The 19,189-nt window shown below is 69.5% G+C and carries 23 protein-coding genes; 7 read left to right on the top strand and 16 right to left on the bottom strand.

What is annotated here, in order from left to right; all coding sequences use genetic code 11:
- Positions 1 to 46 precede the first annotated feature (46 nt).
- The gene (locus tag QTH87_RS18795; protein WP_286611416.1) at positions 47 to 958 is read left to right on the top strand and encodes a hypothetical protein; all 912 of its coding nucleotides are present in this window, start codon (positions 47 to 49) and stop codon (positions 956 to 958) included.
- Here QTH87_RS18795 and mnmH read toward each other — a convergent pair.
- From mnmH to QTH87_RS18770, 5 genes are read right to left on the bottom strand one after another with little or no spacing between them, the layout of a single operon-like run.
- Complete coding sequence (gene mnmH / locus QTH87_RS18790; RefSeq protein WP_286611414.1) at positions 948 to 2,015, bottom strand: tRNA 2-selenouridine(34) synthase MnmH; 1,068 nt, start codon at positions 2,013 to 2,015, stop codon at positions 948 to 950. The two genes, QTH87_RS18795 and mnmH, sit on opposite strands and share 11 nt — an antisense overlap.
- Complete coding sequence (phnE, locus tag QTH87_RS18785; RefSeq protein WP_286611412.1) at positions 2,008 to 2,817, bottom strand: phosphonate ABC transporter, permease protein PhnE; 810 nt, start codon at positions 2,815 to 2,817, stop codon at positions 2,008 to 2,010. The genes mnmH and phnE overlap by 8 nt, the downstream gene beginning before the upstream one ends.
- The gene (locus QTH87_RS18780; protein WP_286611410.1) at positions 2,814 to 3,647 is read right to left on the bottom strand and encodes a PhnE/PtxC family ABC transporter permease; all 834 of its coding nucleotides are present in this window, start codon (positions 3,645 to 3,647) and stop codon (positions 2,814 to 2,816) included. The genes phnE and QTH87_RS18780 overlap by 4 nt, the downstream gene beginning before the upstream one ends.
- Positions 3,644 to 4,408 carry a phosphonate ABC transporter ATP-binding protein gene (locus QTH87_RS18775; RefSeq protein WP_286611407.1) on the bottom strand — a complete coding sequence of 255 codons (765 nt, stop codon included), beginning with the start codon at positions 4,406 to 4,408 and terminating at the stop codon, positions 3,644 to 3,646. Before QTH87_RS18775 ends, QTH87_RS18780 begins: the two co-directional genes overlap by 4 nt.
- A gap of 31 nt (positions 4,409 to 4,439) precedes the next feature.
- Positions 4,440 to 5,297, bottom strand: a complete 858-nt coding sequence (locus tag QTH87_RS18770) for a putative selenate ABC transporter substrate-binding protein (protein WP_444812819.1) — start codon at positions 5,295 to 5,297, stop codon at positions 4,440 to 4,442.
- A 109-nt stretch (positions 5,298 to 5,406) separates the two neighbouring features.
- Between QTH87_RS18770 and selD the strand changes: the two genes are divergently transcribed.
- Together selD and QTH87_RS18760 are read left to right on the top strand one after the other, a co-directional pair.
- The gene (gene selD / locus QTH87_RS18765) at positions 5,407 to 6,486 is read left to right on the top strand and encodes a selenide, water dikinase SelD (protein WP_286611403.1); all 1,080 of its coding nucleotides are present in this window, start codon (positions 5,407 to 5,409) and stop codon (positions 6,484 to 6,486) included.
- Positions 6,483 to 6,635 (top strand): hypothetical protein, encoded by a 153-nt coding sequence (locus QTH87_RS18760; protein WP_286611400.1) that lies wholly within the window; start codon positions 6,483 to 6,485, stop codon positions 6,633 to 6,635. The genes selD and QTH87_RS18760 overlap by 4 nt, the downstream gene beginning before the upstream one ends.
- 18 nt (positions 6,636 to 6,653) lie before the next feature.
- Here the strand turns inward: QTH87_RS18760 and QTH87_RS18755 are convergent, their stop codons facing one another.
- Genes QTH87_RS18755 through QTH87_RS18720 form a run of 8 tightly spaced genes read right to left on the bottom strand, consistent with a single transcriptional unit; the run spans position 6,654 to position 13,626 of the window.
- On the bottom strand, positions 6,654 to 7,952 hold the full coding sequence (locus QTH87_RS18755; RefSeq protein WP_286611397.1) for an MSMEG_0569 family flavin-dependent oxidoreductase: 1,299 nt from the start codon (positions 7,950 to 7,952) through the stop codon (positions 6,654 to 6,656).
- Positions 7,953 to 7,978: 26 nt separating this feature from the next.
- A complete protein-coding gene (locus QTH87_RS18750; RefSeq protein ID WP_286611395.1) occupies positions 7,979 to 8,263 on the bottom strand; it encodes an MSMEG_0570 family nitrogen starvation response protein in 285 nt (94 codons plus the stop codon).
- A gap of 22 nt (positions 8,264 to 8,285) precedes the next feature.
- A complete protein-coding gene (locus tag QTH87_RS18745; RefSeq protein WP_286611394.1) occupies positions 8,286 to 9,485 on the bottom strand; it encodes an MSMEG_0565 family glycosyltransferase in 1,200 nt (399 codons plus the stop codon).
- Positions 9,478 to 10,473, bottom strand: a complete 996-nt coding sequence (locus tag QTH87_RS18740; protein ID WP_286611393.1) for a sll0787 family AIR synthase-like protein — start codon at positions 10,471 to 10,473, stop codon at positions 9,478 to 9,480. Before QTH87_RS18740 ends, QTH87_RS18745 begins: the two co-directional genes overlap by 8 nt.
- Positions 10,470 to 11,027, bottom strand: coding sequence for an MSMEG_0567/Sll0786 family nitrogen starvation N-acetyltransferase (locus QTH87_RS18735; RefSeq protein WP_286611392.1), 558 nt, complete (start codon positions 11,025 to 11,027; stop codon positions 10,470 to 10,472). Before QTH87_RS18735 ends, QTH87_RS18740 begins: the two co-directional genes overlap by 4 nt.
- A gap of 2 nt (positions 11,028 to 11,029) precedes the next feature.
- Entirely contained in the window at positions 11,030 to 12,100 is a 1,071-nt protein-coding gene (locus QTH87_RS18730; protein ID WP_286611834.1) for an MSMEG_0568 family radical SAM protein, read from the bottom strand.
- Positions 12,063 to 13,130, bottom strand: coding sequence for a Nit6803 family nitrilase (locus QTH87_RS18725; RefSeq protein ID WP_286611390.1), 1,068 nt, complete (start codon positions 13,128 to 13,130; stop codon positions 12,063 to 12,065). Before QTH87_RS18725 ends, QTH87_RS18730 begins: the two co-directional genes overlap by 38 nt.
- A 13-nt stretch (positions 13,131 to 13,143) precedes the next feature.
- Positions 13,144 to 13,626, bottom strand: a complete 483-nt coding sequence (locus QTH87_RS18720) for an MSMEG_0572/Sll0783 family nitrogen starvation response protein (protein WP_286611388.1) — start codon at positions 13,624 to 13,626, stop codon at positions 13,144 to 13,146.
- Positions 13,627 to 13,986: 360 nt separating this feature from the next.
- Between QTH87_RS18720 and QTH87_RS18715 the strand changes: the two genes are divergently transcribed.
- Together QTH87_RS18715 and QTH87_RS18710 are read left to right on the top strand one after the other, a co-directional pair.
- The gene (locus QTH87_RS18715) at positions 13,987 to 15,381 is read left to right on the top strand and encodes an aminotransferase-like domain-containing protein (protein ID WP_444812818.1); all 1,395 of its coding nucleotides are present in this window, start codon (positions 13,987 to 13,989) and stop codon (positions 15,379 to 15,381) included.
- A 61-nt stretch (positions 15,382 to 15,442) separates the two neighbouring features.
- Positions 15,443 to 16,207 carry a hypothetical protein gene (locus QTH87_RS18710; RefSeq protein WP_286611386.1) on the top strand — a complete coding sequence of 255 codons (765 nt, stop codon included), beginning with the start codon at positions 15,443 to 15,445 and terminating at the stop codon, positions 16,205 to 16,207.
- Positions 16,208 to 16,285: 78 nt separating this feature from the next.
- Here QTH87_RS18710 and QTH87_RS18705 read toward each other — a convergent pair whose 3' ends face one another.
- The 3 genes from QTH87_RS18705 to QTH87_RS18695 are packed head-to-tail and all read right to left on the bottom strand — an operon-like array spanning position 16,286 to position 17,851.
- Positions 16,286 to 16,849 (bottom strand): tautomerase family protein, encoded by a 564-nt coding sequence (locus tag QTH87_RS18705; protein WP_286611384.1) that lies wholly within the window; start codon positions 16,847 to 16,849, stop codon positions 16,286 to 16,288.
- 30 nt (positions 16,850 to 16,879) lie between these two features.
- Positions 16,880 to 17,629 (bottom strand): pirin family protein, encoded by a 750-nt coding sequence (locus QTH87_RS18700; protein ID WP_286611382.1) that lies wholly within the window; start codon positions 17,627 to 17,629, stop codon positions 16,880 to 16,882.
- Between the two features lie 21 nt (positions 17,630 to 17,650).
- Complete coding sequence (locus QTH87_RS18695; RefSeq protein ID WP_286611830.1) at positions 17,651 to 17,851, bottom strand: rubredoxin; 201 nt, start codon at positions 17,849 to 17,851, stop codon at positions 17,651 to 17,653.
- 188 nt (positions 17,852 to 18,039) lie between these two features.
- Between QTH87_RS18695 and QTH87_RS18690 the strand changes: the two genes are divergently transcribed.
- On the top strand, positions 18,040 to 18,708 hold the full coding sequence (locus QTH87_RS18690) for a GntR family transcriptional regulator (protein WP_286611380.1): 669 nt from the start codon (positions 18,040 to 18,042) through the stop codon (positions 18,706 to 18,708).
- Positions 18,709 to 18,836: 128 nt separating this feature from the next.
- Positions 18,837 to 19,184, top strand: a complete 348-nt coding sequence (locus tag QTH87_RS18685; RefSeq protein WP_286611378.1) for a type II toxin-antitoxin system prevent-host-death family antitoxin — start codon at positions 18,837 to 18,839, stop codon at positions 19,182 to 19,184.
- Positions 19,185 to 19,189 lie beyond the last annotated feature (5 nt).

Raw genomic sequence — 19,189 nt, 5'->3', positions numbered from 1 at the left:
CATCAGGCATACTGCCTCCCCTTTCAACTCGCCAGAACCCCACTGAATGGACAAGGAAGTCGACCCCCGGGTCCTCGCCGTGATCGATGAGAAGCGACTCTCGGGCCCCCGACTCACGCCGGTCGAGATCGTCGCCAAGATGGGCGTCTTCGACGCCCGCGACAAGCCCTACGAATACGCCTGGCTGGCCACCGGCGACAACGTCATCGCCACCATCTGGGCCGAGTACGTGAGCGTCGGCGACGGCGACCGCTGGTTCTACCTCGAGTCGCTCGACACGCAGCAGCGCGCGGGCGGCGGCACGCGCTCGCCCAACCAGGTCCAGCGCGCCAAGGACCGCCTCGCGCTGCTCAAGAAGACCTTCGACGCCGGCACGGGCTTTCGCACCGTGCTGCAGACCAACCGCATCGCCATCGCCGAGCTCGAGACCAACAAGAGCGCCAAGGTATCGACGCGCGTGCGCGACGAACTCGAATGGCACGTGGCGAGCTGGGAAGCCGAGGAGCACCTGGCGATCCTGGTGCGCGGCCCGCGCGGCTGGAGCCCCAGCGCAGCCGAGGTGCAGGCCGCGCGGGCACGCGGCGGTGTTCCGGCCGAGATCGACCCGGGCCTCGCGGCCGCCAGCCAGGCCTCGCAGGACGAGCTGCATGCCGCCGCCATGGCCTACGTCGTGCGCCACTTCGGCGGCTACGGCTACAAGCCCGAGGACGTCAGTGCCCAGGGCCTGGGCTGGGACATCCAGGTCTCGAATGCCAAGGGAGCAATGCTGCTCAAGGTGGCGGTCAAGGGCACCTCGACCGCGCTGCCGGCCATCGAGCTCACGGAGGCCGAACGCGCCGGATCCGGGCGCGACCCGCTGTGGCGGCTGCTGGTGGTGGCGGACGCACCGAGCGCAGCCGCGCAGCACAAGATCTACAAGCCGACCGAGATGGCGCAGGCGCCCGGCTTCAAGGGCTAGGACAGCCTCGCACCGCTGCGGCCACTGCGGCGATGCCCGAATCGCCGAGATCCGGTGCCGCAACGCGCGTGCGCTCGGCCCAGCGCCTGAAATGCCGCGCCTGCGAACGCTCGTAGTGCGGGTCGTAGTGCAGCGTCATCAATTCCTCGAACAGCGGCGCGAGTTCGCGCGTGCGGGCCCATTGCTGCCAGCGCTCGACCGTCGCCTTGCCTTGCAGCTCCTTGAGCCGGCCGAGCTGCTCGGCCAGCGCCTCGGGGTCGTCGCCGAGGTAGGCGTAGTCGCGCAAGAGGAACGACAGCCGCGCAGCCGGATCGGCATCCACCTCGATGCATTCCGATTCGCGCATGCGCGTCACCAGCGGAATCGGCAGCGAGAGCCGGCCGATGCGCGCGCTCTCGCCCTCCACGTACAACGGACGCGACAGATCCAGCGCATCGAGGCAGGTCGCGATGCGGGTCTCGAACTGCTTCTGCGATGGCTGCGGCACGCCCGGCAGGGCGCCGAGCAGCGAGCCCTTGTGGCTCGCGCAATGCTCGAGGTCGATTACCTGCTCGCCGGCCTCCGCCAGCGCCTGCAGCACGCGCGTCTTGGCGCTTCCGGTGGCGCCGCAGATGACGCGCAGCCGCAGCTGCGGGCAGATGGCCGCGATCTGCGCCAGCACATGGTGGCGAAAGCTCTTGTAGCCGCCCGCGAGCTGCTGGGCGTCCCAGCCGACCAGCCGCAGCCAGTTGACCATCGAGCCGCTGCGCAGCCCACCGCGCCAGCAATAGACCAGCGGGCGCCACTGCGCCGGCCGGTCGGCGAACTGCTCGCGCAGGTGACGTGCGAGATTCGCCGCGACCATGGCGCCGCCGACGCGCCGGGCCTCGAAGGCGCCCTGCTGCTTGTAGATGGTGCCGACGATGCGGCGCTCGTCGTCGTCCAGCACCGGGCAGTTGATCGCGCCGGGGATGTGGTCGAGCGCGAACTCGGCCGGCGAGCGCGCATCGATCAGCGCGTCGAAGCTCGGGATGTCGGCCACGCGCATCGGCCGGTAGCGCCTGTCGTCCTCATGCATGGGCCGGCCCCAGGCCGCGGCGCAGCCGCGCGCTCGCGAAGTCGACCAGCACCACGAGCGCGAACATCGCCAGCAGCACGGTCATGGCCTGTGCCTGCTGGAAGATCGAAAGGTGGAAGTAGAGCAGCTGGCCGAGGCCGCCTCCGCCCACGAAGCCCAGGACGGTGGCCATGCGGATGTTCATCTCCCAACGATACAGCGTGTACGCCACCCATTGCGGCAGCACCAGCGGCAGGCTGCCGTAGCTGAAGGCCGCCACCGCACCGGCGCCGCTCTGGGCCAGTGCGCGTTCGGGTTCGCGCGGCGCGTTCTCGAGCGCCTCGGCGAACAGTCGCCCGAGCACGCCGGTGGTGTGCAGCGCCAGCGCCAGCGCGCCCGCGAAAGGCCCGATGCCGGCGGCCAGCACCATCAATGCGGCCCACACCAGCTCGGGCACGCTGCGCAGGAAATTCAGCACGAAGCGGCTGAGCCCGCGCGCCCAGCGGCCCGAGCGCCCCGAAGCCGGCAAGGCGAGCAGTGCCCCGCCGGCCGCCGCCAGCAGCGTGCCCAGGGCCGAGACGGCGAGCGTCTGCACGGCGCCCCAGCCGGTCTTCGCGAGGAAGGCCGGCGAGAGGTCGGGCGGAAAGAACTCGGCGATGAACCTGCCCATCAGGGACAGCGACTCGCCGCCGAGCAGCGCCCCGTAGTCGATCGCCAGGTAGACGAAGCTGGCGACCACGGCGGCGAGCACGCCCAGCACCACCGCCCAGCAGCGCAGGCAGCGCGGCGGTGCGGAAACCGCGGCCGGCATGCTCGCGCTCATGCGAGCAGCCTCCGCAGCGCATTGCTCAGCGCATCCGCGAGCAGCACCAGCAGAAGGAACACCAGAAGGATGCTGCTGGCTTCGCCGCCGTTGAGCATCTTCATCGACTGGTCCATCAGCTGGCCGAGCCCGCCGGCGCCCACGAAGCCCATCACGACCGAGGCGCGGACCGCGCACTCCCAGCGGTACACGGTGTAGGAAACGAGTTCCTGCGCGCAATTGGGCAGCAGCCCGTAGAACAGCGCCTGGAGGCGGCCAGCGCCGCCTTCGAGCAGCGCGCGCGCGGGTGCGGTGTCGGTCGACTCCAGCACCTCGGCGTAGACCTTGCCCAGCATGCCGCCGTAGGTGACCGCGAGCGCCAGCACGCCGGCCGCCGGTCCCAGGCCCAGCGCGCGCACGAAGATGAGCGCCCAGACGATCTCGGGAATGGCGCGCAGCACCATGAGCACCGAGCGCGCAAGCTGGCGCACGACGGCGCCGCGCCATCGGCCGCTGCCCGGCCCGATCCGCGAGACCGACAGCGCGCGGGTCGTCACGAAGGCCAGCGGCGCGGCGATCAGCAGCGCCAGCGCGGTGCCGGCGGTGGCCATCGCCAGCGTCTCGAGCGTTGCGCGCCAGAGCAGGGCCAGGAAGCCCGCCGAGGTGTCGGGCGGCAGGAAGCCTGCGAGGAAGCCGCCGATCACCTGCAGGCTGCCGGGGTTGAACAACGCGGCCGGTCGGAACTCCGACACCTGCAGCAGCGGCCAGGCGATGACGATGGCGGCCAGCAGGCCGACCAGGCGCCGGCGTGCGGCCGGATCGCGCAGCGAGGGCGAGGCGGCCGCGCTCATGGCGGAAACGCCGGCACCCCCGCGTCGCCGGCATACAGCGCGGCCAGCAGCGGCGCGTCGACCGCCGTCGCGGGCAGGTCGAACATCACGCGCCCATCGCGCATGCCGACGATGCGCGGGAACCAGCGCAGCGCCAGGTCGACCGCGTGCAGCGAAGCCACCAGCGTCGCGCCGGTCGAATCGCTCTGCGCGACCAGTTCCCGCAGGGTGGCGTCGGCCAGGGTCGGGTCGAGCGAGGACACCGGTTCGTCGGCCAGCAGCAGGTCGGGCCGCTGGTAGAGCACGCGCGCCACGCCCACGCGCTGCAGCTGGCCACCCGACAGCCGGTCGCAGCGATCAAACAAACGGTCCTCGAGCGACAGGCGCGCGAGCGCTGCATGCGCACCTTGCAGGTCGGCCGGACGCAGCAGCGATGCGAGCGAACGCAGCGTCGACCACTGGCCCAGGCGGCCCGCCAGCACCGCGGTGACGACCCGCAGGCGCGGCGCGATCGGCGGGCTCTGGTGCACGGTGCCGATGCGCGTGCGCAGGCGCCGCAATGCCGCCGCGCTCGATGACCAGGGTGATTCGCCGAGCAGCTGCAGCTCGCCCTCGCCGGGCCGCAGGGCGGCGCCGAGCACGCGCAGCAGCGTGGTCTTGCCGGCCCCCGAGGGCCCGATGACGGCGATGCGATGGCCTCTGCCCGCAGCCAGCGAAACGCCCTGCAGCGCACGGTGGCCGTTGGGGTGCACCAGGCCGACCGCGTCGAGCGAGAAGCTCACGCGTGCGGTCCGGCAGGCAGCGGCCGCGCGCTCACTTGACCAGGCCGGCCGAACGCGCGGCGGCCTCGATGCCGTCGTAGTTCGACGACTGCGTCGGGATGAACTTGCTGGCGCGCTGCAGGTCCATGATTTCCTTGTGCGCCGGATTGGCCGGATCGAGCTTCAGGAAGGCCTCGGTGAGCTTCTGCGTCACGGCCGGATCGAGGCCCGGGCGCACGGTCCAGTTGTAGTCGTAGTAGGTCGGCGTGGTCGCGAGCACGCGCACCTTGGCGGCATTGGGGTTCTTGGATTCGACCAGCTTTTCCCACACCGAGGCGTTGAGCACGCCGGCCTCGGCGCGGTTGGCGGCCACGAAGGCCACGGTGGCGTCGTGCGCGCCGGAGAAGGCCACGGTCTTGAAATCCTTCTCGGGATCGATGCCGGCCTGCAGCAGGAAGTAGCGCGGCATCAGGCTGCCCGAGGTGGACGAGGGCGCGCCGAAGGCGAAGGTCTTGCCCTTCAGGTCGGCCAGGGTCTTGGCGCTGCTGTCGACCGGCACGATGAACTTGCTGGTGAAGACCTTGTCCTCGGCCCGCTGCACGATCGGCACGGCGCCGCCATTGGTGCGCATGCGCGCCTGCACGAAGGTGAAGCCGCCGAGCCACGCGAGGTCGAGCTTGTTGGTGGCCAGGCCCTCGACCACGGCGGCGTAGTCGGTCACGGGCGTGAACTGCACCTCCATGCCGGTCTCCTTCTGCAGGTAGTCGCCGAGCGGCTTGAACTTGCGCTGGAGTTCGGTCGGCGCCTCGTCGGGAATGGCCGACACGCGCAGCACCTTGCCCTGGGCCATGGCGCCCACGGCAGAAACGGAAAGCGCCAGCACGAGTGCGAGGCGGGACAAGGTCTTCATCATGGCGAACTCCTGACGCGGTCTGGTAGGTGGGGAGCGGCGATTGTAGAAAGACGTGGGCCGCGCGGCCCGCTCCCTTTCATAATGGTTCACCCATCCCTGACACCCCATGACCGAAGCCCGCCTCCCCTCCCCTGTCAATCCGCTGGCGCCGCTGCGCCTCACGAGCTTCTCGCACGGCGGCGGCTGCGGCTGCAAGATCGCGCCCGGCGTGCTGTCGCAGATCCTCAGGAACAGCGCCGGCGGCCTGATCCCGCCCGAACTCATGGTCGGCATCGAGACCGCCGACGACGCCGCGGTCTACCGTCTCAACGACACGCAGGCCCTGATCGCCACCACCGACTTCTTCATGCCGATCGTGGACGACCCCTACGAGTTCGGCCGCATTGCCGCCACCAACGCGATCAGCGACGTCTACGCGATGGGCGGCAGGCCGATCATGGCGCTGGCGCTGGTCGCGATGCCGGTCGACAAGCTGCCGCTCGAGGCCATCGGCAGCATCGTGCGCGGCGGCCAGGACGTGTGCCGCGCGGCCGGCATCCCGATCGCGGGCGGCCACACCATCGATTCGGTCGAGCCGATCTACGGCCTGGTGGTGATGGGACTGGTCGACCCGTCACGGGTCAAGCGCAATGCCGCCGCTCGCGCGGGCGACGTGCTGGTGCTCGGCAAGCCGATCGGCGTCGGCGTGCTGTCGGCCGCGCTCAAGAAGGATCAGCTGCCGGACGCCGGCTACCGCCAGCTGATCGACTGCACGACGCGGCTCAACACGCCCGGCATCGCGCTCGCGGCCCTGGACGGCGTGCATGCGCTGACCGACGTCACTGGCTTCGGCCTGGCCGGCCACACGCTCGAGCTGGCGCGCGGCGCCGGCCTGGCGGCGCGCATCGAATGGTCGAAGGTGCCGCTGCTCGAAGGCGTGGCGGCGCTGGCGGCCGAGGGCTTCGTGACGGGCGCCTCGGGCCGCAACTGGGCCGGCTACGGCGCCGAGGTGGCACTGGCGCCGGGCCTTGCGCCCACCGCGCAGGCACTGCTGAGCGACCCGCAGACCTCGGGCGGCCTGCTCGTGAGCTGCGCACCCGAGGCGGTCGGGGCGGTGCTGAAGATCTTCAACGACGAAGGCTTTGCCGCGGCTGCCGTGATCGGCCGCATGGAAGCCGGTGAACCCGGATTGGGAGTCCAACCATGATTCGAACCCTGAGGGTCGCGATCGCGGCCGCCTGCGCCGGCCTGCTGACTGCCTGCGCGCCTTCCGCGTCCTTCGTGCCGACGGCCTGCAGCCAGTCGCCGGGCAGCCAGGCCTGCCAGATCGAGCGGATGATGAACGCCGGCATGTAGGCAGACGCCGGTACCACCTCAGCGCAGCGTGACGACGTCCTCGGCCTGCGCTTGCCGGGCGGTCGCCGCGCCTGCCCGGCGCGCATCGATCTGCTCGGCCAGGTAGTCGGCATCGCGGGCCACGCCCGAGAAGCGCCCGGAACCCCAGGTGTGCAGCCACGGAAGGCCGAGAAAGTACAGCCCCGGCACGCCGGTGACGCCGCGCAGGTGCACCGGCTCGCCCTTGCCGTTGAACACCGGCGCATCGACCCACGCAAAGTCCGGCAGGAAGCCGATGCACCACACCACGCTCGTGATGCCGGCCGCACGCAGGCTCAGCGTGGTGCGCTCGGCGTCCGGCTGCCACACCGGCGAGTAGCGCTCGGCGGGCGGCGCCTCGATGCCCTGGGCCTCGATGTAGTTGTCGATCGAGAGGTTGATGCGCTCGTAGACCGCGTCGGCATGGTCGAGATGTTCGCGCAGATCGGGCCGGAACTGCAGCAAGTCGCCATCGAGCCCGGTCAGCTGGCCGAACAGCTCCATGCCGTCGCGCGCGAAGGCCCGCAGGTCGATGTCGCGGCCCCCATCGCGGCCCGTGACGTAGTGGTTGGTGTTGTCGCGCACGCCCTCGCGCAGCGGATGCTGGGTGACGGGCATGTCGTAGTAGTTCATCTCGGCGAGCCAGTCGACCACGTCCTTGCCGCGGTAGAAGCGCGCGCAGCGCGGCGCATTGCCGGTGGCCAGATACACCCGGCGTCCTGCGAGGTGAAGGTCCTCGGCGATCTGCGCGCCCGACTGGCCGCAGCCGACCACCAGCACCGCGCCATCGGGCAGCTGCGCCGGGTTGCGGTACTGCGCCGAGTGGTACTGCACGATCGCGCTCGGCAGCCGCTCGGCCATGCGCGGCACCACGGGCTTGTGGTAGCCGCCCGAAGCCACCACCACCTGGTCGGCCGTGAAGCGACCGGCGCTGGTGTCGATCGCGTAACCCCGGGCTGCATCGCTTTCGTCGATGCGGGAGACCTTCCCGACGGTCACGCCCTCGAGCGCCGGCGCCTGAACCTGTTCGACGAAGCCGGCGAGCCAGGCATTGATCTGGTCCTTCACCATGAAGCCGTGCGGATCGTCGCCGAGGTAGGGCCAGCCGGGCAGCTGGCATTGCCAGTTGGGCGTGACGAGGCAGAAGGAATCCCAGCGCTGGCTGCGCCAGCTGTGCACCAGCGTTCGCTTCTCGATCACGAGGTGGTCGATGCCGCGCTGCTGGAGGCAATGGCTCAGCGACAGGCCGGCCTGGCCGCCGCCGACGATGACGACGCTGTAGTGGGTGGTCTTGGGCATGGTGTTCCTTGGGTTCATGGGGGCGTTCAATCGAAGGCGGTGACGGTGACCTCGGCGTCCGGCCGGTCCGCAAAGCGCTCGGCGATGCGCTCGATCTCGGCCAGCTGATCCAGCGCCTGCGAGCAGGCGAAGCCGAACTTGGCGCGCACGCGCTCCGATGCGATCTGCAGCGCCTCGCGCGTGCGTTGCATGAAGTCGTCGAGCGCATATCGCTGGCCCGGGACGAGGAAGTCCCGCACCACGAGCGAGGGCGAATAGCAGCGTGTCTCGCTGCGGTCGGGCCAGCGGACGTGAAAATGCATGACGGGCATGGCGCACTCTCTTTCAACAGGATTAGGAGCTGCGTCGCGTCGCGGTCGCCGAGAGCCCCTGGCGATACAGCTGCAGATGGCGACCGGCGCTCGCGGCCCAGCTGAACTGGCGACCCAGCCGCGCAGCCGAGCGCGCGATCGCGGCCGCGTCGCGCTGCGCGAGCGCGCGTTCCAGCGCGGCCGCGATCGACTGCGGCGCCTGGGGGTCGGCCCAGTGGCAATCCTCGTCGCGCAGGTATTCGGTAAAGGGCGCGATCCGCGACACCACCACCGGCACGCCGCTCGCGAGCGCTTCCAGCACCACCAGCCCGAAGCCTTCGTTCAGCGATGGCATCGCGACGACGTCGGCCCGGCGGTAGAGCCCCGGCATGTCGTCGTCGGCCAGCGGACCGGTCAGCACGATCGGTTGCCCGGGCCCGACGGCCAGCCCACTGGCCAATGCCCGCGCCTGGAATTCGCGCGCATAGTGCGCATGGTCGAGCAGGCTGGCGCCGCCCGCGATCGCCAGCTGGGCCAGCGGTCGCGACGCGCGCAGCGCCACGAATGCATCGAGCAGGCGCAGGGTGTTCTTGCGTTCCTCGATGCCACCGATCGCGAGCACCAGCGGCGCACCGGTGCGCAGGCCGAGCCGCGCGGCAAGCGCTTCATCGTGGGTGCCGGCTTGCGCAGTGAAGCGCGTGGTGTCCACGCCGTTGCCGACCTCGGTCGCCGCCACGCCGTGGTCGCGCGCGAGGTTCTCGCGCCACAGCCGGCTCACGCACAGCACCTGCGAGGCGCGCCGGAAGCCGCGCGCCTGCCAGAACATCAACTGCGGCGAATCGAAGACCTCGAGGTGGTGCACGGTCCGCACGAAACCATCGATGCGCCCCTCGTCCTGCAGGTTGGCCAGCGCATTGCCGCCGATCGGATCGTGCGTGTGCAGGACGTCGAAGCACGTCTCGTCGAGCAGCGCCGAAAGGTGGCGCGTGAAAGCCTCGATGCGGTCACCGACCATCTCCACCATGTCGTGCGGCGCGCCGCCGACCGGAATCAGCGCGGTGCCGCAGCGCACCGGCCGGAAGAAGCGCTGGCCGCGCGCAGCGGGCGCCATCACCGTGACCTGGTGACCGGCATCGTGCAACGCATGCGCGAGCTCCAGCGTATGGACCACGCCGCCGCGCGGGTTCACCGAGTGGGTGAGCAGGCCGATGCGCAAGAAGCGCTGCGCGGTGGCTTCAGACATGCTGCGCCTGCAGGCTGGCAGCCTGGATGAACGCATCGCGTCGCAGGTCCCACAGGGACTCCCGTTCTGGGCCGCGCCGCAGCACGAGGCGCTGCGAATCGTCGACCTCGCCGACCACGCTGCAGGCGATGCCGCGATCGGCGAAGCGCGCGCAGGCGGCGGCCACGGCGTCGGGCCGCAGGCTCATCACGAAGCCGAAGCTCGGGAAGGCGCCCAGCCAGCGCGGCAGCGCTTCGCCTTCGGGCCTGGGGATGGCGTCGACGTCGATCGTGGCACCGACACCCGAGCATTCGAGCAGCATCAGCGCGGTGCCGATCGCACCGGCCATGCTGATGTCCTTGGCAGCACTGCAGAGGCCGTCCTCGGCCAGCCGCGGCAGCAGTTCGAGGTCGCCGCGCAAGCGCTCGGCCGGCGCACCGGTGGATGCGTTCCAGTAGGGAAAGGGCTCCTCGTAGGCGCCGCGCAGATCGATCGCCATCACGAGCGCGTCGCCGGGCCGGGCGTCGAAGCTCGTGAGCAGGCGGCTGGCACGTCCGAGGATCGCGACCGCGAGCTGTGGCCGCTCACTGCGGTTGTTGCTGTGGCCGCCGACGATCGGCACACCGTACCTGGCCGAGGCCTCGGCCATGCCCTCGAGCATGCGGTCGGCCGGCTGCATGCCTGTGCTCCAGAGCGCGTTCACGACCGCGGTCGGCCGGCCGCCCATGGCGTAGATGTCGCTGACGTTGACCATCACGCCGCAATAGCCCGCGAACCACGGCATGCGCTCGATGAAATCCTCGACCAGGCCTTCGATTGCCAACAGCAGGTAGCCGCCGTGTCCGTCGGGAATCGCCGCGCAGTCATCGCCCACGGGCACGGCCTGCGCAAGGTCGCGTGCGCCGCCCGGCAGCGCGCGGCCGAGCGCGGCGACGACGTCGCTGATGTCGCGCTTGTGCGCGAAGCCGCGGCTCTGGCGCAGCAAGGCTGCGAGTTCGGCCAGATTCATGCCGTCCTCCTCGCACGCGAGACGAAGCCGCTCAGCGGATCGTGGCAGGGCGGGTAGAAGGCCAGGTCGGGCTGCATCTCGACGTGGGAGCGACCGTGAAGCGCGAGCCGGGCGCGCGTATGCCAGTGCAGCCTGTGGAAGAGCGGCTCGTTCTGCGCCTGCACATGCGCGAGGAAGGTATGGCAGCCCTGGGCATGGGCGCGGGTCACGGCGAGCCGGATCAGCGTCGCTCCCAGATGGCCCTGATTGCGAAAGCCTGCATGCACCGCGAGGCGCGATCCCCACCAGAGGCCCGGCTCGGCCTCATGGATGCGCACCGTGCCGACCACCTGGTCGGGCATGCCGCCGATGCACGACATCGCCACCAGCAACTGCGCGTGGTCGTCGATCGCATCGCGGTCGTCGCCCGCGAAGATGCCCTGCTCGATGCAGAACACCGCGCGCCGCAAGGCGCGAGCCTGGGTTCGTTCCCAGGGCTGCACGGCCTCGCGCACGAGGAACTCGACCGGCGCGTAGGCGGCCACCGGTTCGTCGAGGTCGTCGATGCAGCCCATGCTCAGCTTTCGTAGACCGACAGCGACGAGCAGGCGCCGCACTTGCCGCAGCCGGCCTTGATGTCGCTCGAGCGCAGGTTGGCGGCCGCCACGCGCCGGCCGAGCGGCTGCAGGATGGCCTTCATGAACTCCGGCGTCGGCGGCGCATGGTCCTCGAGCGGCGTGCCGCTGATCGGCACGAAGGGCACGACGAAGGGATAGACGCCGAGCGCCAGCAGCCGGTCGCAGGTCTCGAGGATGGCCTCGGGCGTGTCGCCGAGGCCAGCCAGCACGTAGGTGCTGACCTGGCCGCGCCCGAAGACGCCGACTGCGGCCTCGAAGGCGCTCATGTAGCGCGACACCGGGACGTTGGCCTTGCCCGGCATGATGCGCTCGCGCACCTCGGGCGTGACCACCTCCAGGTGCATCCCCAGCGTGTCGATGCCGGCCGCGTGCATGCGATGGAACCACTGGTCGTCATCGGGCGGTTCGCACTGGCCCTGGATCGGAATGTCGACCGCAGCCTTGATCGCGAACGCGCTCTCGCACAGGATGGCCGCGCCGCGATCGGTGGCGTTGGGTGTGCCGGTGGTCAGCACCATGTGCTTCACGCCGTCGAGCAGCACCGCGGCGCGCGCGACCTCGGCCAGCTGTTCGGGCGTCTTGCGCGCCACCGTGCGGCCGGCCGCAAGCGACTGGCCGATCGCGCAGAACTTGCAGGTCTTGCGCCGGCTCTCGTATCGGATGCAGGTCTGCAGCACCGTGGTCGCCAGCACGTCGCTGCCGTGCAGCGTGGCGATGTGCGAATAGGGAACGCCGTCGAAGGTCTGCAGCCTGTAGAAGCGCGGCTGCTTCGGAAAGCTCACGCTCGCGATCGGGATGGTGCCCCGCGTGATCGTGCTGCGGCCCTCGGCGTCGGGTGCGAGCGCCGTATACGGCGAGTTCCAGGCGCTCGAGGTGTGGACCGGCACCATGATCGTGTGGCCATCCACCGTGACCGCCTTGTGGTCCGAAGGCCCGGCGCCGCCGCGCCGGCTGGCGGCACCCGCCGTCGGGTCAACCAGCCGCAACCCGAAGGACTGCAGCTCGGTCATCAGCTCGCGGCTGGAAGGAAGAGTCGTCGTGGTCATGGGGGATGCTCCCGGTTGGAAGGAAGGTGGAGGCGGTGGAATCGGGCGCGGCGCCCGCGGGCATCGCGAAGGTGGTGGCCGCGGGCCGATCGTTGATCGCCAGGCTCAGCAGCTCGGGCCGCGCGTAGTGGCCGACCGAGTCCATCATTCGCTTGCGCTTGGTGATCAGCGCCATGTCGAGGTCGGCGATCACCATGCCCTCGCCCTCGGTCAGCGGTGGGGCCAGGTGCCGGCCCTCGGGCGAGACGATCGCCGTGTGGCAGCCGCCGCGCAGCGCCTTCTGCAGGCCGGCATCGGGCGTGATCGACGTGATCTGCGCATCGCTGAGCCAGCCCGTGGCGTTGATCACGAAGCAGCCCGATTCGAGCGCGTGGTGCCGGATCGCGACCTCCATCTGCTCGGCGAAGATCGGCCCCACGAGCGAACCCGGGAACTGCGCGCAGTGGATCTCCTCGTGCTGCGCCATGAGGCTGTAGCGCGCGAGCGGGTTGTAGTGCTCCCAGCAGGCCAGCGCGCCGACCCGGCCGACCTGCGTCTCGACCACCTTGAGGCCGGCCGCATCGCCCTGGCCCCACACCATGCGCTCGTGGTAGGTGGGCGTGATCTTGCGGCGCTTGAGCAGCAGCGTGCCATCGGCATCGAAGACGAGCTGCGCGTTGTAGAGGCTGCCGTGGTCGCGCTCGTTGACGCCGAGCACCACCACCACGCCGCGCGCCCGGGCCCGCTCGGCCACCGCGAGCGTCACCGGGCCGGGCACCGCCACCGCGCGCTCCATGAGCCGGATGTGGGCCGGCCCCTGCAGCACGGGCGGCTGCACGAACGAGAAGTAGGGGTAGTAGGGCACGAAGGTCTCGGGGAAGACCACGATCTGCGCGCCCCGGCCCGCGGCCTCGTCGATGGCCTCGCAGACCTTGTTCAAGGTGCCGTCGCGGCCCTCGAGGTCCGGCGCGATCTGGACCGCGGCCGCGCGCACGGTGCGTGATGGCGATGTCATGGCAGGGCGGACCTCAGAGCGTCCAGGTGTCGAGGATCACCGCGCCGGCTTTCTTGTGAAGCAGCACGATGTCGAGCACGTCGAGCGGATTGATCGGCGTGATGCCGGGGATCAGCGCACCCTCGCCATGGCCGTAGAGCGCCTGCAACGCGAAGCGGCAGGCGTAGACCTTGCCGCCTTCCTCCATGAACTTGACGATCTGCTTGTTGAAGTTCTGATGGCCCGGAAAGGCCTCGTCGCCGAGCGTGGGAAAGCCGCGCTGCACACCCAGCGTGACGCCGGGGCCGTAGAGCAGCACCGAGGTCTCGTAGCCCTTGCGCTTCAGGCGCGTGGCCTGCAGCAGGTTGACGAAGCCGATCGAGCCTTCGAAGGCGACCGTGTGGAAGGTGACGAGGGCCTTGTCGCCGGGTTCGGCCTTCACGTCTTCGAAGACTTTCTCCTCGTAGTCGACCAGGTGTTCGCCGGCGACGTTGGGGGCTTTGATGACTTTGGGCATGGGGACTACTCCGTGAGTTGAATGAATGAATGAATGGATGGGGAGGGATGGGTCTGCGCGCCCTTCTCTTTCGCATGCCGTGTGCCACGCCCGAAGGCCCGCGATGCGATCAAGCTGCAATCAGGCAGCGCCGGCGCGCCGCGCAGCGGTCGAAAATTTTTCGGAGGCGCCCTTCAAGGGCTGGCAGCGGTCGGTCGATGGCTCGAACCGCACCCGAATGAGGCAGCCGGCATGCAATCAATGCACCCGATCAACGGTGCCGGCCGCACCGCTTGCATGCACGACGGCATCGAGTCACGGGCACGCTTCGTGCGTCGTACGGGCTGGAGGCACATGCGATCAATGCATGCGATCAATTCGATGATCCACTCGCTCACTCACCATTGGCACAAGCGACTCGACGGCAGTGACAAGCCCGCCTACCTGCTGCTGGCCGACCTGATCGCCGACGACATCCGCACGGGACGGCTTGTCGCGCGCGACAAGCTGCCCACGTTGCGCGACCTGGCGGTCGAGCTGCAGCTCAACTACACGACCGTGGCACGCGGCTACGCGGAGGCGCGCAAGCGGGGCCTGATCGATTCGCGCGCCGGCAGCGGCACCTTCATCCGGGGCAGCAGCCCGAGCCTGCCGCTGCGTGGCGGCGGCGGCGCGGAGATGACGATGAACCTGCCCCCCGAGCCGCAGGACAGCGCACTGCTCGAACGCATGCAGCACAGCGCCGGCCGCGTGCTGGCCGAGTCCGATCCCTGGAACCTGCTGCGCTACCAGGATTTCGGCGGCACCGGCCGCGACAAGGAAGCCGGCATGCAGTGGCTGCGGCGCCGCGTGCCCGATTGCCGGCTCGACCAGATCCTCGTGTGCCCGGGCATCCACAGCGTACTGACCGCGCTGTTCTCGCAACTGGCGCGGCCCGGCGAGCTGATCTGCGTCGAGGCGCTCACCTACCCCGGCGTGAAGGCCATCGCGACGCAGCTGGGCATCCAGCTGCACGCGCTGCCGCTGGACGAGGAGGGGCCGATGGGCGAATCCTTCGAGCACGCCTGCCGAACGCTCAAGCCGAAGGCGCTGTACTGCAACCCTACGCTCAACAACCCGACCACCGCCACGATCTCGCGCGCGCGCCGCGAGGCGCTGGCCGACATCGCGCTGCGCTACGCCATCCCGATCATCGAGGACGATGCCTATGCGATGCTGCCGCGGCAGGTGCCGCCCGCGCTCGCCACGCTGGCGCCCGAGCTCACGACCTACATCACGGGCTTCTCCAAGACCCTCGGTGCAGGCCTGCGCAATGCCTACGTCTGCTCGCCGAGCGCGCGCCAGTCGCAGCGGCTTGCCGGTGCGTTGCGCGCCACCACCGTGATGGCATCTCCGATCACCAACGCGCTCGCCACGCTGTGGGTCGAGGACGGCACGGCCGAGGCCATGCTGCAGGCCGTGCGCAACGAATCGAACGCGCGCCAGGCCTTGGCGGCGCGCCACCTCGGCGAGCACGGCGTGCCCGCGGTGGCGGACTGCTTCCACCTGTGGTTGCCGCTGTCCTCGGCCTGGAGCACGGTGGAGTTCGCTTCCTACCTGCGCACCCAGAACGTCGGCGTGGTCGCAAGCGCCGCGTTCTCCACCGACGGCCTGCCGCCCGACGCGGTGCGCGTCTGCCTGGGAGGCCCGATGACGCGCGAGGACTGCGATCAGGCGCTGCGTCTCATCGCCGACACGCTGGCGCATCCGCGGCATCCGCATGCGACGGTGATGTAGGCGGAACCGCATTGCGGACACTAAGCGAGGCAGAATCGCGCCTTCTTCCTCAGGAGCTCGGATGGCCCATCGGACCTGGTTTCCCGTATTGATCGCACTGACCGGCTCATGCGTCGCCGCAGCGCCCGTCAATCCGAATGTCGGTACCCTGCGCAGCATCGAGGTCGGCGCCAGCTGCGAAGCGGCCATGCCCGCCATCCAGGCATTGATCAGGCAGTCCGACAAGGCGACGAGCGTGTTCGATTGCGCGTCGATCGGCGGCCGATATGCCGTCCAGTCGCTCGACCTGCCCTCCACGGGCAGCTTCGAGACGATATCGATCCACTTCCGCCCGGACAAGCGCGTCTGGAGGGTGAACTCGTTCACGCGTTTCAGCCAGACCGTCCGGCCGCCGCACACGGCCGTCATGAGCACCCTCCACGCTCGATTCGGCGGCGCGCCCGCACTCATCCGGGTGAAGTCGATGAACCCGGGCCCCATGATCTGGGGCGAGAGTGCGGCATGGAGCAGCAACCGGAATCCCGCTCAGCCCTCCAGGGAGTTTCGCTCGAGCATCTCGCCGTGCCGCGGAGCGCAGGACAGCGCGGAGCACTACGCCTGCATGCAGCCGCAGATCCAGGCCGCGGCGAAGTCGTGGGACAAGGCCGTGAGCGCCCTTGGCGGCGTGGTTGCGGTGGTGAATGTCGACTCTCTCGCGGACGGTGACGAGCCCGCGGTCTCGGTCGGCGTCAGCGTGTTCGACAGCGAGGTCGACCCGACAGCACCCGTTCAGGATGAGCGCGAGCAGCTCCTGCGCGACATCAGGGCGCTCCTGCCGCGGTACTGAAGAAGCGCCTGCGGCGGGATGCCGCAGGCGTGCGCGACATCAGGGCACGCGGCCGATCTGCCGCTGCGGCGCTTGCCCTCACGGTTTGGCGGCCGCCGGCAGCAGGCCGCCGGCATCCGCCGGATAGCCGGCCGCGGCGTATTGCCGCGCCTTGGCATCGAAGTAGTCCCGCACCCAGCCGAAGCGCTCGCCGTCCCTGGGCAGGCCGACAGTGTCGGCGATGCTTGCGAGGCTGATGGTCTGTCCTCGGGCGCCCCAGTTGCCTTCGGGCACCTCGTCGAGGATCACGAGGATGCTGGCGCCCTGGCGCTCCGACTGCGGCCCGCCCATGGTCTGGACGATCGCGTCGTTGACGCCCTGGTGAACCTCGCTCTTGTGCGCCTGGTTCATGTAGCCCTCGGGGATGCTGACCCGGGCCAGGAACTGGCCGGGTGCCGCGACGAAGGTGGCGTCGGACTTGCCGCCGATCCACCAGTCGCCGGCCGGCACCTCGGTGAAGATGACGGAGGCGAAGGCCAGGCCGCCATGAGTCCTGGCGCCGCCCTCCATGGTCAGCAGGACATCCGTGAGGCGCTGGGCCAGGGCAACCTTGCGGGTGTGGTCGAGCGCGCCCGCGGGGTGATGAAGATGAATGATGGGCATGCGTGTGCTCCTGGTGCGTGAGGTCTGTGTTCAACGGACGGATTCGACGATCAGGAGGTCCGCGTCCTGTTCGCCGGTGGCGATCGTGATGCGGCCCTGCCCCCAGATGCCGGTGCTGTCGCGCCGGCCCAGCCGGGTGCCGTTGCAGTCGACCTCGCCTTCCAGCACGAAGACATACACGCCGTGTTCGGGCGACTCGGGCAGGTAGTCGATGGTCTGCGCCTGGTTGCTCGACAGTCGCGACACCTTCAGGTCCTGCGAGATCCGCAGCGCCCCATCGGCCCTGCCCACCAGCGTGACGAGCTCGTTGCGCTGGGTGGCGGCGTTGAAATGGTGACGCGAGTACGAAGGCGGCAGCAGCAACTGGTCCGGCATGATCCAGAGGTAGATCACGTTCACGTCCTCGTTCTCGAGGTTGATCTCGCAATGCTTGCCGCCCGAGCCGGCGGAGAAGGCGTAGTAGTCGCCTTGCCTGAGCTGATCGATCTTGCCGACCGTGTTGATGTGCGTGAGCGTGCCTTCCAGCACGAAGGCGCAGATGATGAAGTTGTGGTGAGGATGGATGTTGTAGCCACACCCGGCGCCGCTGAAGATCTCCTCGCCGAAGACGCGCACGCGGCCGAATCCCGCGCGGCCCGATTGGTACGGCCCGAAGTTGAAGCTCGAGTGGCGCGTCAGCGTCGCCTCGGGATGGCCGCCGATATAGGACGAGGCCTCTCCGGTGGACAGGAAGTGGTTGTAGCCGCGCTCGCTGTTGCGAAGGACGAAGGTGTCGTTCATGGTGGTTTTCTCCTGTTGCGCTCAGAGCGCAGCGTGCGCGACCGGCTGGCCGGAGGCGCCGCCCGCGTAGGGCAACTCGACCATCTCGAAGTGATGCTTGGGCGTGCCGCAGTCGGGGCAGACCCAGTCGTCGGGGATGTCGGCCCAGCGGGTGCCGGGCGCGATGCCGTGCTCCGGCAAGCCCAGCGCCTCGTCGTAGAGGAAGCCGCAGCCCAGGCACATGAGGCGCTTCAGCGCGTCGTTCATCGTGTTCTCCAAAAAAAGTGGCCGAACCACCCGGCCTGGTCCGCACCCCAGTAGCGCGTCACACATTTACGTAGTGCGTGACGTAGTATAGTAGCGCGTCACGCATCAACGCAATCGTTTTGGTAGAATTTTTTGCGACGGGCGCATCCGCGCCGATCGAACCCATGAAAGCGCCGATGGCTGCCCTCGACCCTTCTCTGAATTTGCGCGAGCAAGTGCTCGCTCAGCTGCGATCTGAAATCGTCTCGGGACGCGCTGCGCCCGGCACGGTCTACACGGTGCCCACGCTGTCCACCGAGATGGGGGTCTCGACCACGCCGGTGCGCGAGGCCTTGCTGGAACTGAGCCGCAACGGCCTGGTTTCACCGTTGCGCAACCGCGGCTTCCGGGTGGAAGCCACCTCGCTGAGCGACCTGGAAAACCTCTTCGACCTGCGTGTTCTTCTCGAAAGCAGCGCCCTCGTGGCCGTCGCCAGGAGCCGCCTCACCGACACCGCCCCGCTGATCGCGCTCGCCGACGAGGTCCGCGATGCGGTCAGTCGCGACGACGTGCGCGGCTACATCGATGCCGACCGGCGTTTCCATGCCGCGCTCGTCGCACGCGCCAACAACCCCCTGTTGACCAAGCTGGTCATGAGCCTGCGCGACGACATGCGCCTTTACGGCATCGATTCCGACGAGGGCAAGAAGAGGCAGCAGGCCTCGGTCGGCGAGCACTACCAGATGATCGAGCTGGCGGTGGCTGGCGAATGCGACGCGATCTCCGCCCTCATCACCCGGCATATCCAGGAGTGGAAGCCGCTGTTCACCGCGGCGCTCCAAAAGACGGCCTGATCCCCGGCCGGTCGTCGCGTGGGGTGGTTGGCGTAGTCGTGGTGGTGCCGGCGGCGCGCCGGACAACCCTCGCTCGCACGATATTGTCCATTTTTGCCATAATGGCCACTCCACTCACGGAGTCCGCCATGATCACCGCCTTGCCCGCCCTGCATGACCTGCCGCGCCAGAACGCCTCGCAGGTCAAGAACAAGTGGGGCGACGTCGTGCGCCAGGTGCGCCAGAGCGGCAGCGTGGCCATCACGCACCATGCCGCAGTCGAGATGGTGCTGCTCGATGCGGCCACCTACCAGCGTCTCACCGAGGACCTGCAGGCCCTCGGCGCGCGCGAGCAGTCGGTGCTCGACGAATTGGCCGGCCGCTTCGACAGCCGCCTCGCCGTGCTGCAGAAGCCCGATGCCGCACGCCAGGTCGGCGCCCTGTTCGAGGCCCGCGGCAAGCTCGCCAAGCGGCCCAAGGCCGGCGCTTCGTTCTGATCGCG

It is taken from the genome of Variovorax jilinensis, from assembly GCF_030316885.1.
GTDB lineage: Bacteria > Pseudomonadota > Gammaproteobacteria > Burkholderiales > Burkholderiaceae_C > Variovorax > Variovorax jilinensis.
The sequence above is the reverse complement of the archived record's forward strand: the minus strand, read 5'-3'. Positions and strand labels throughout refer to the sequence as shown.

Coding starts and splice junctions, on each gene's coding strand:
- QTH87_RS18795 (WP_286611416.1), top strand. CDS start 47: ATGGACAAGGAAGTCGACCCCCGGGTCCTCGCCGTGATCGATGAGAAG.
- mnmH (WP_286611414.1), bottom strand. CDS start 2,015: ATGCATGAGGACGACAGGCGCTACCGGCCGATGCGCGTGGCCGACATC.
- phnE (WP_286611412.1), bottom strand. CDS start 2,817: ATGAGCGCGAGCATGCCGGCCGCGGTTTCCGCACCGCCGCGCTGCCTG.
- QTH87_RS18780 (WP_286611410.1), bottom strand. CDS start 3,647: ATGAGCGCGGCCGCCTCGCCCTCGCTGCGCGATCCGGCCGCACGCCGG.
- QTH87_RS18770 (WP_444812819.1), bottom strand. CDS start 5,297: ATGAAGACCTTGTCCCGCCTCGCACTCGTGCTGGCGCTTTCCGTTTCT.
- selD (WP_286611403.1), top strand. CDS start 5,407: ATGACCGAAGCCCGCCTCCCCTCCCCTGTCAATCCGCTGGCGCCGCTG.
- QTH87_RS18760 (WP_286611400.1), top strand. CDS start 6,483: ATGATTCGAACCCTGAGGGTCGCGATCGCGGCCGCCTGCGCCGGCCTG.
- QTH87_RS18755 (WP_286611397.1), bottom strand. CDS start 7,952: ATGCCCAAGACCACCCACTACAGCGTCGTCATCGTCGGCGGCGGCCAG.
- QTH87_RS18750 (WP_286611395.1), bottom strand. CDS start 8,263: ATGCCCGTCATGCATTTTCACGTCCGCTGGCCCGACCGCAGCGAGACA.
- QTH87_RS18745 (WP_286611394.1), bottom strand. CDS start 9,485: ATGTCTGAAGCCACCGCGCAGCGCTTCTTGCGCATCGGCCTGCTCACC.
- QTH87_RS18740 (WP_286611393.1), bottom strand. CDS start 10,473: ATGAATCTGGCCGAACTCGCAGCCTTGCTGCGCCAGAGCCGCGGCTTC.
- QTH87_RS18735 (WP_286611392.1), bottom strand. CDS start 11,027: ATGGGCTGCATCGACGACCTCGACGAACCGGTGGCCGCCTACGCGCCG.
- QTH87_RS18730 (WP_286611834.1), bottom strand. CDS start 12,100: ATGACCGAGCTGCAGTCCTTCGGGTTGCGGCTGGTTGACCCGACGGCG.
- QTH87_RS18725 (WP_286611390.1), bottom strand. CDS start 13,130: ATGACATCGCCATCACGCACCGTGCGCGCGGCCGCGGTCCAGATCGCG.
- QTH87_RS18720 (WP_286611388.1), bottom strand. CDS start 13,626: ATGCCCAAAGTCATCAAAGCCCCCAACGTCGCCGGCGAACACCTGGTC.
- QTH87_RS18715 (WP_444812818.1), top strand. CDS start 13,987: ATGATCCACTCGCTCACTCACCATTGGCACAAGCGACTCGACGGCAGT.
- QTH87_RS18710 (WP_286611386.1), top strand. CDS start 15,443: ATGGCCCATCGGACCTGGTTTCCCGTATTGATCGCACTGACCGGCTCA.
- QTH87_RS18705 (WP_286611384.1), bottom strand. CDS start 16,849: ATGCCCATCATTCATCTTCATCACCCCGCGGGCGCGCTCGACCACACC.
- QTH87_RS18700 (WP_286611382.1), bottom strand. CDS start 17,629: ATGAACGACACCTTCGTCCTTCGCAACAGCGAGCGCGGCTACAACCAC.
- QTH87_RS18695 (WP_286611830.1), bottom strand. CDS start 17,851: ATGTGCCTGGGCTGCGGCTTCCTCTACGACGAGGCGCTGGGCTTGCCG.
- QTH87_RS18690 (WP_286611380.1), top strand. CDS start 18,040: ATGAAAGCGCCGATGGCTGCCCTCGACCCTTCTCTGAATTTGCGCGAG.
- QTH87_RS18685 (WP_286611378.1), top strand. CDS start 18,837: ATGATCACCGCCTTGCCCGCCCTGCATGACCTGCCGCGCCAGAACGCC.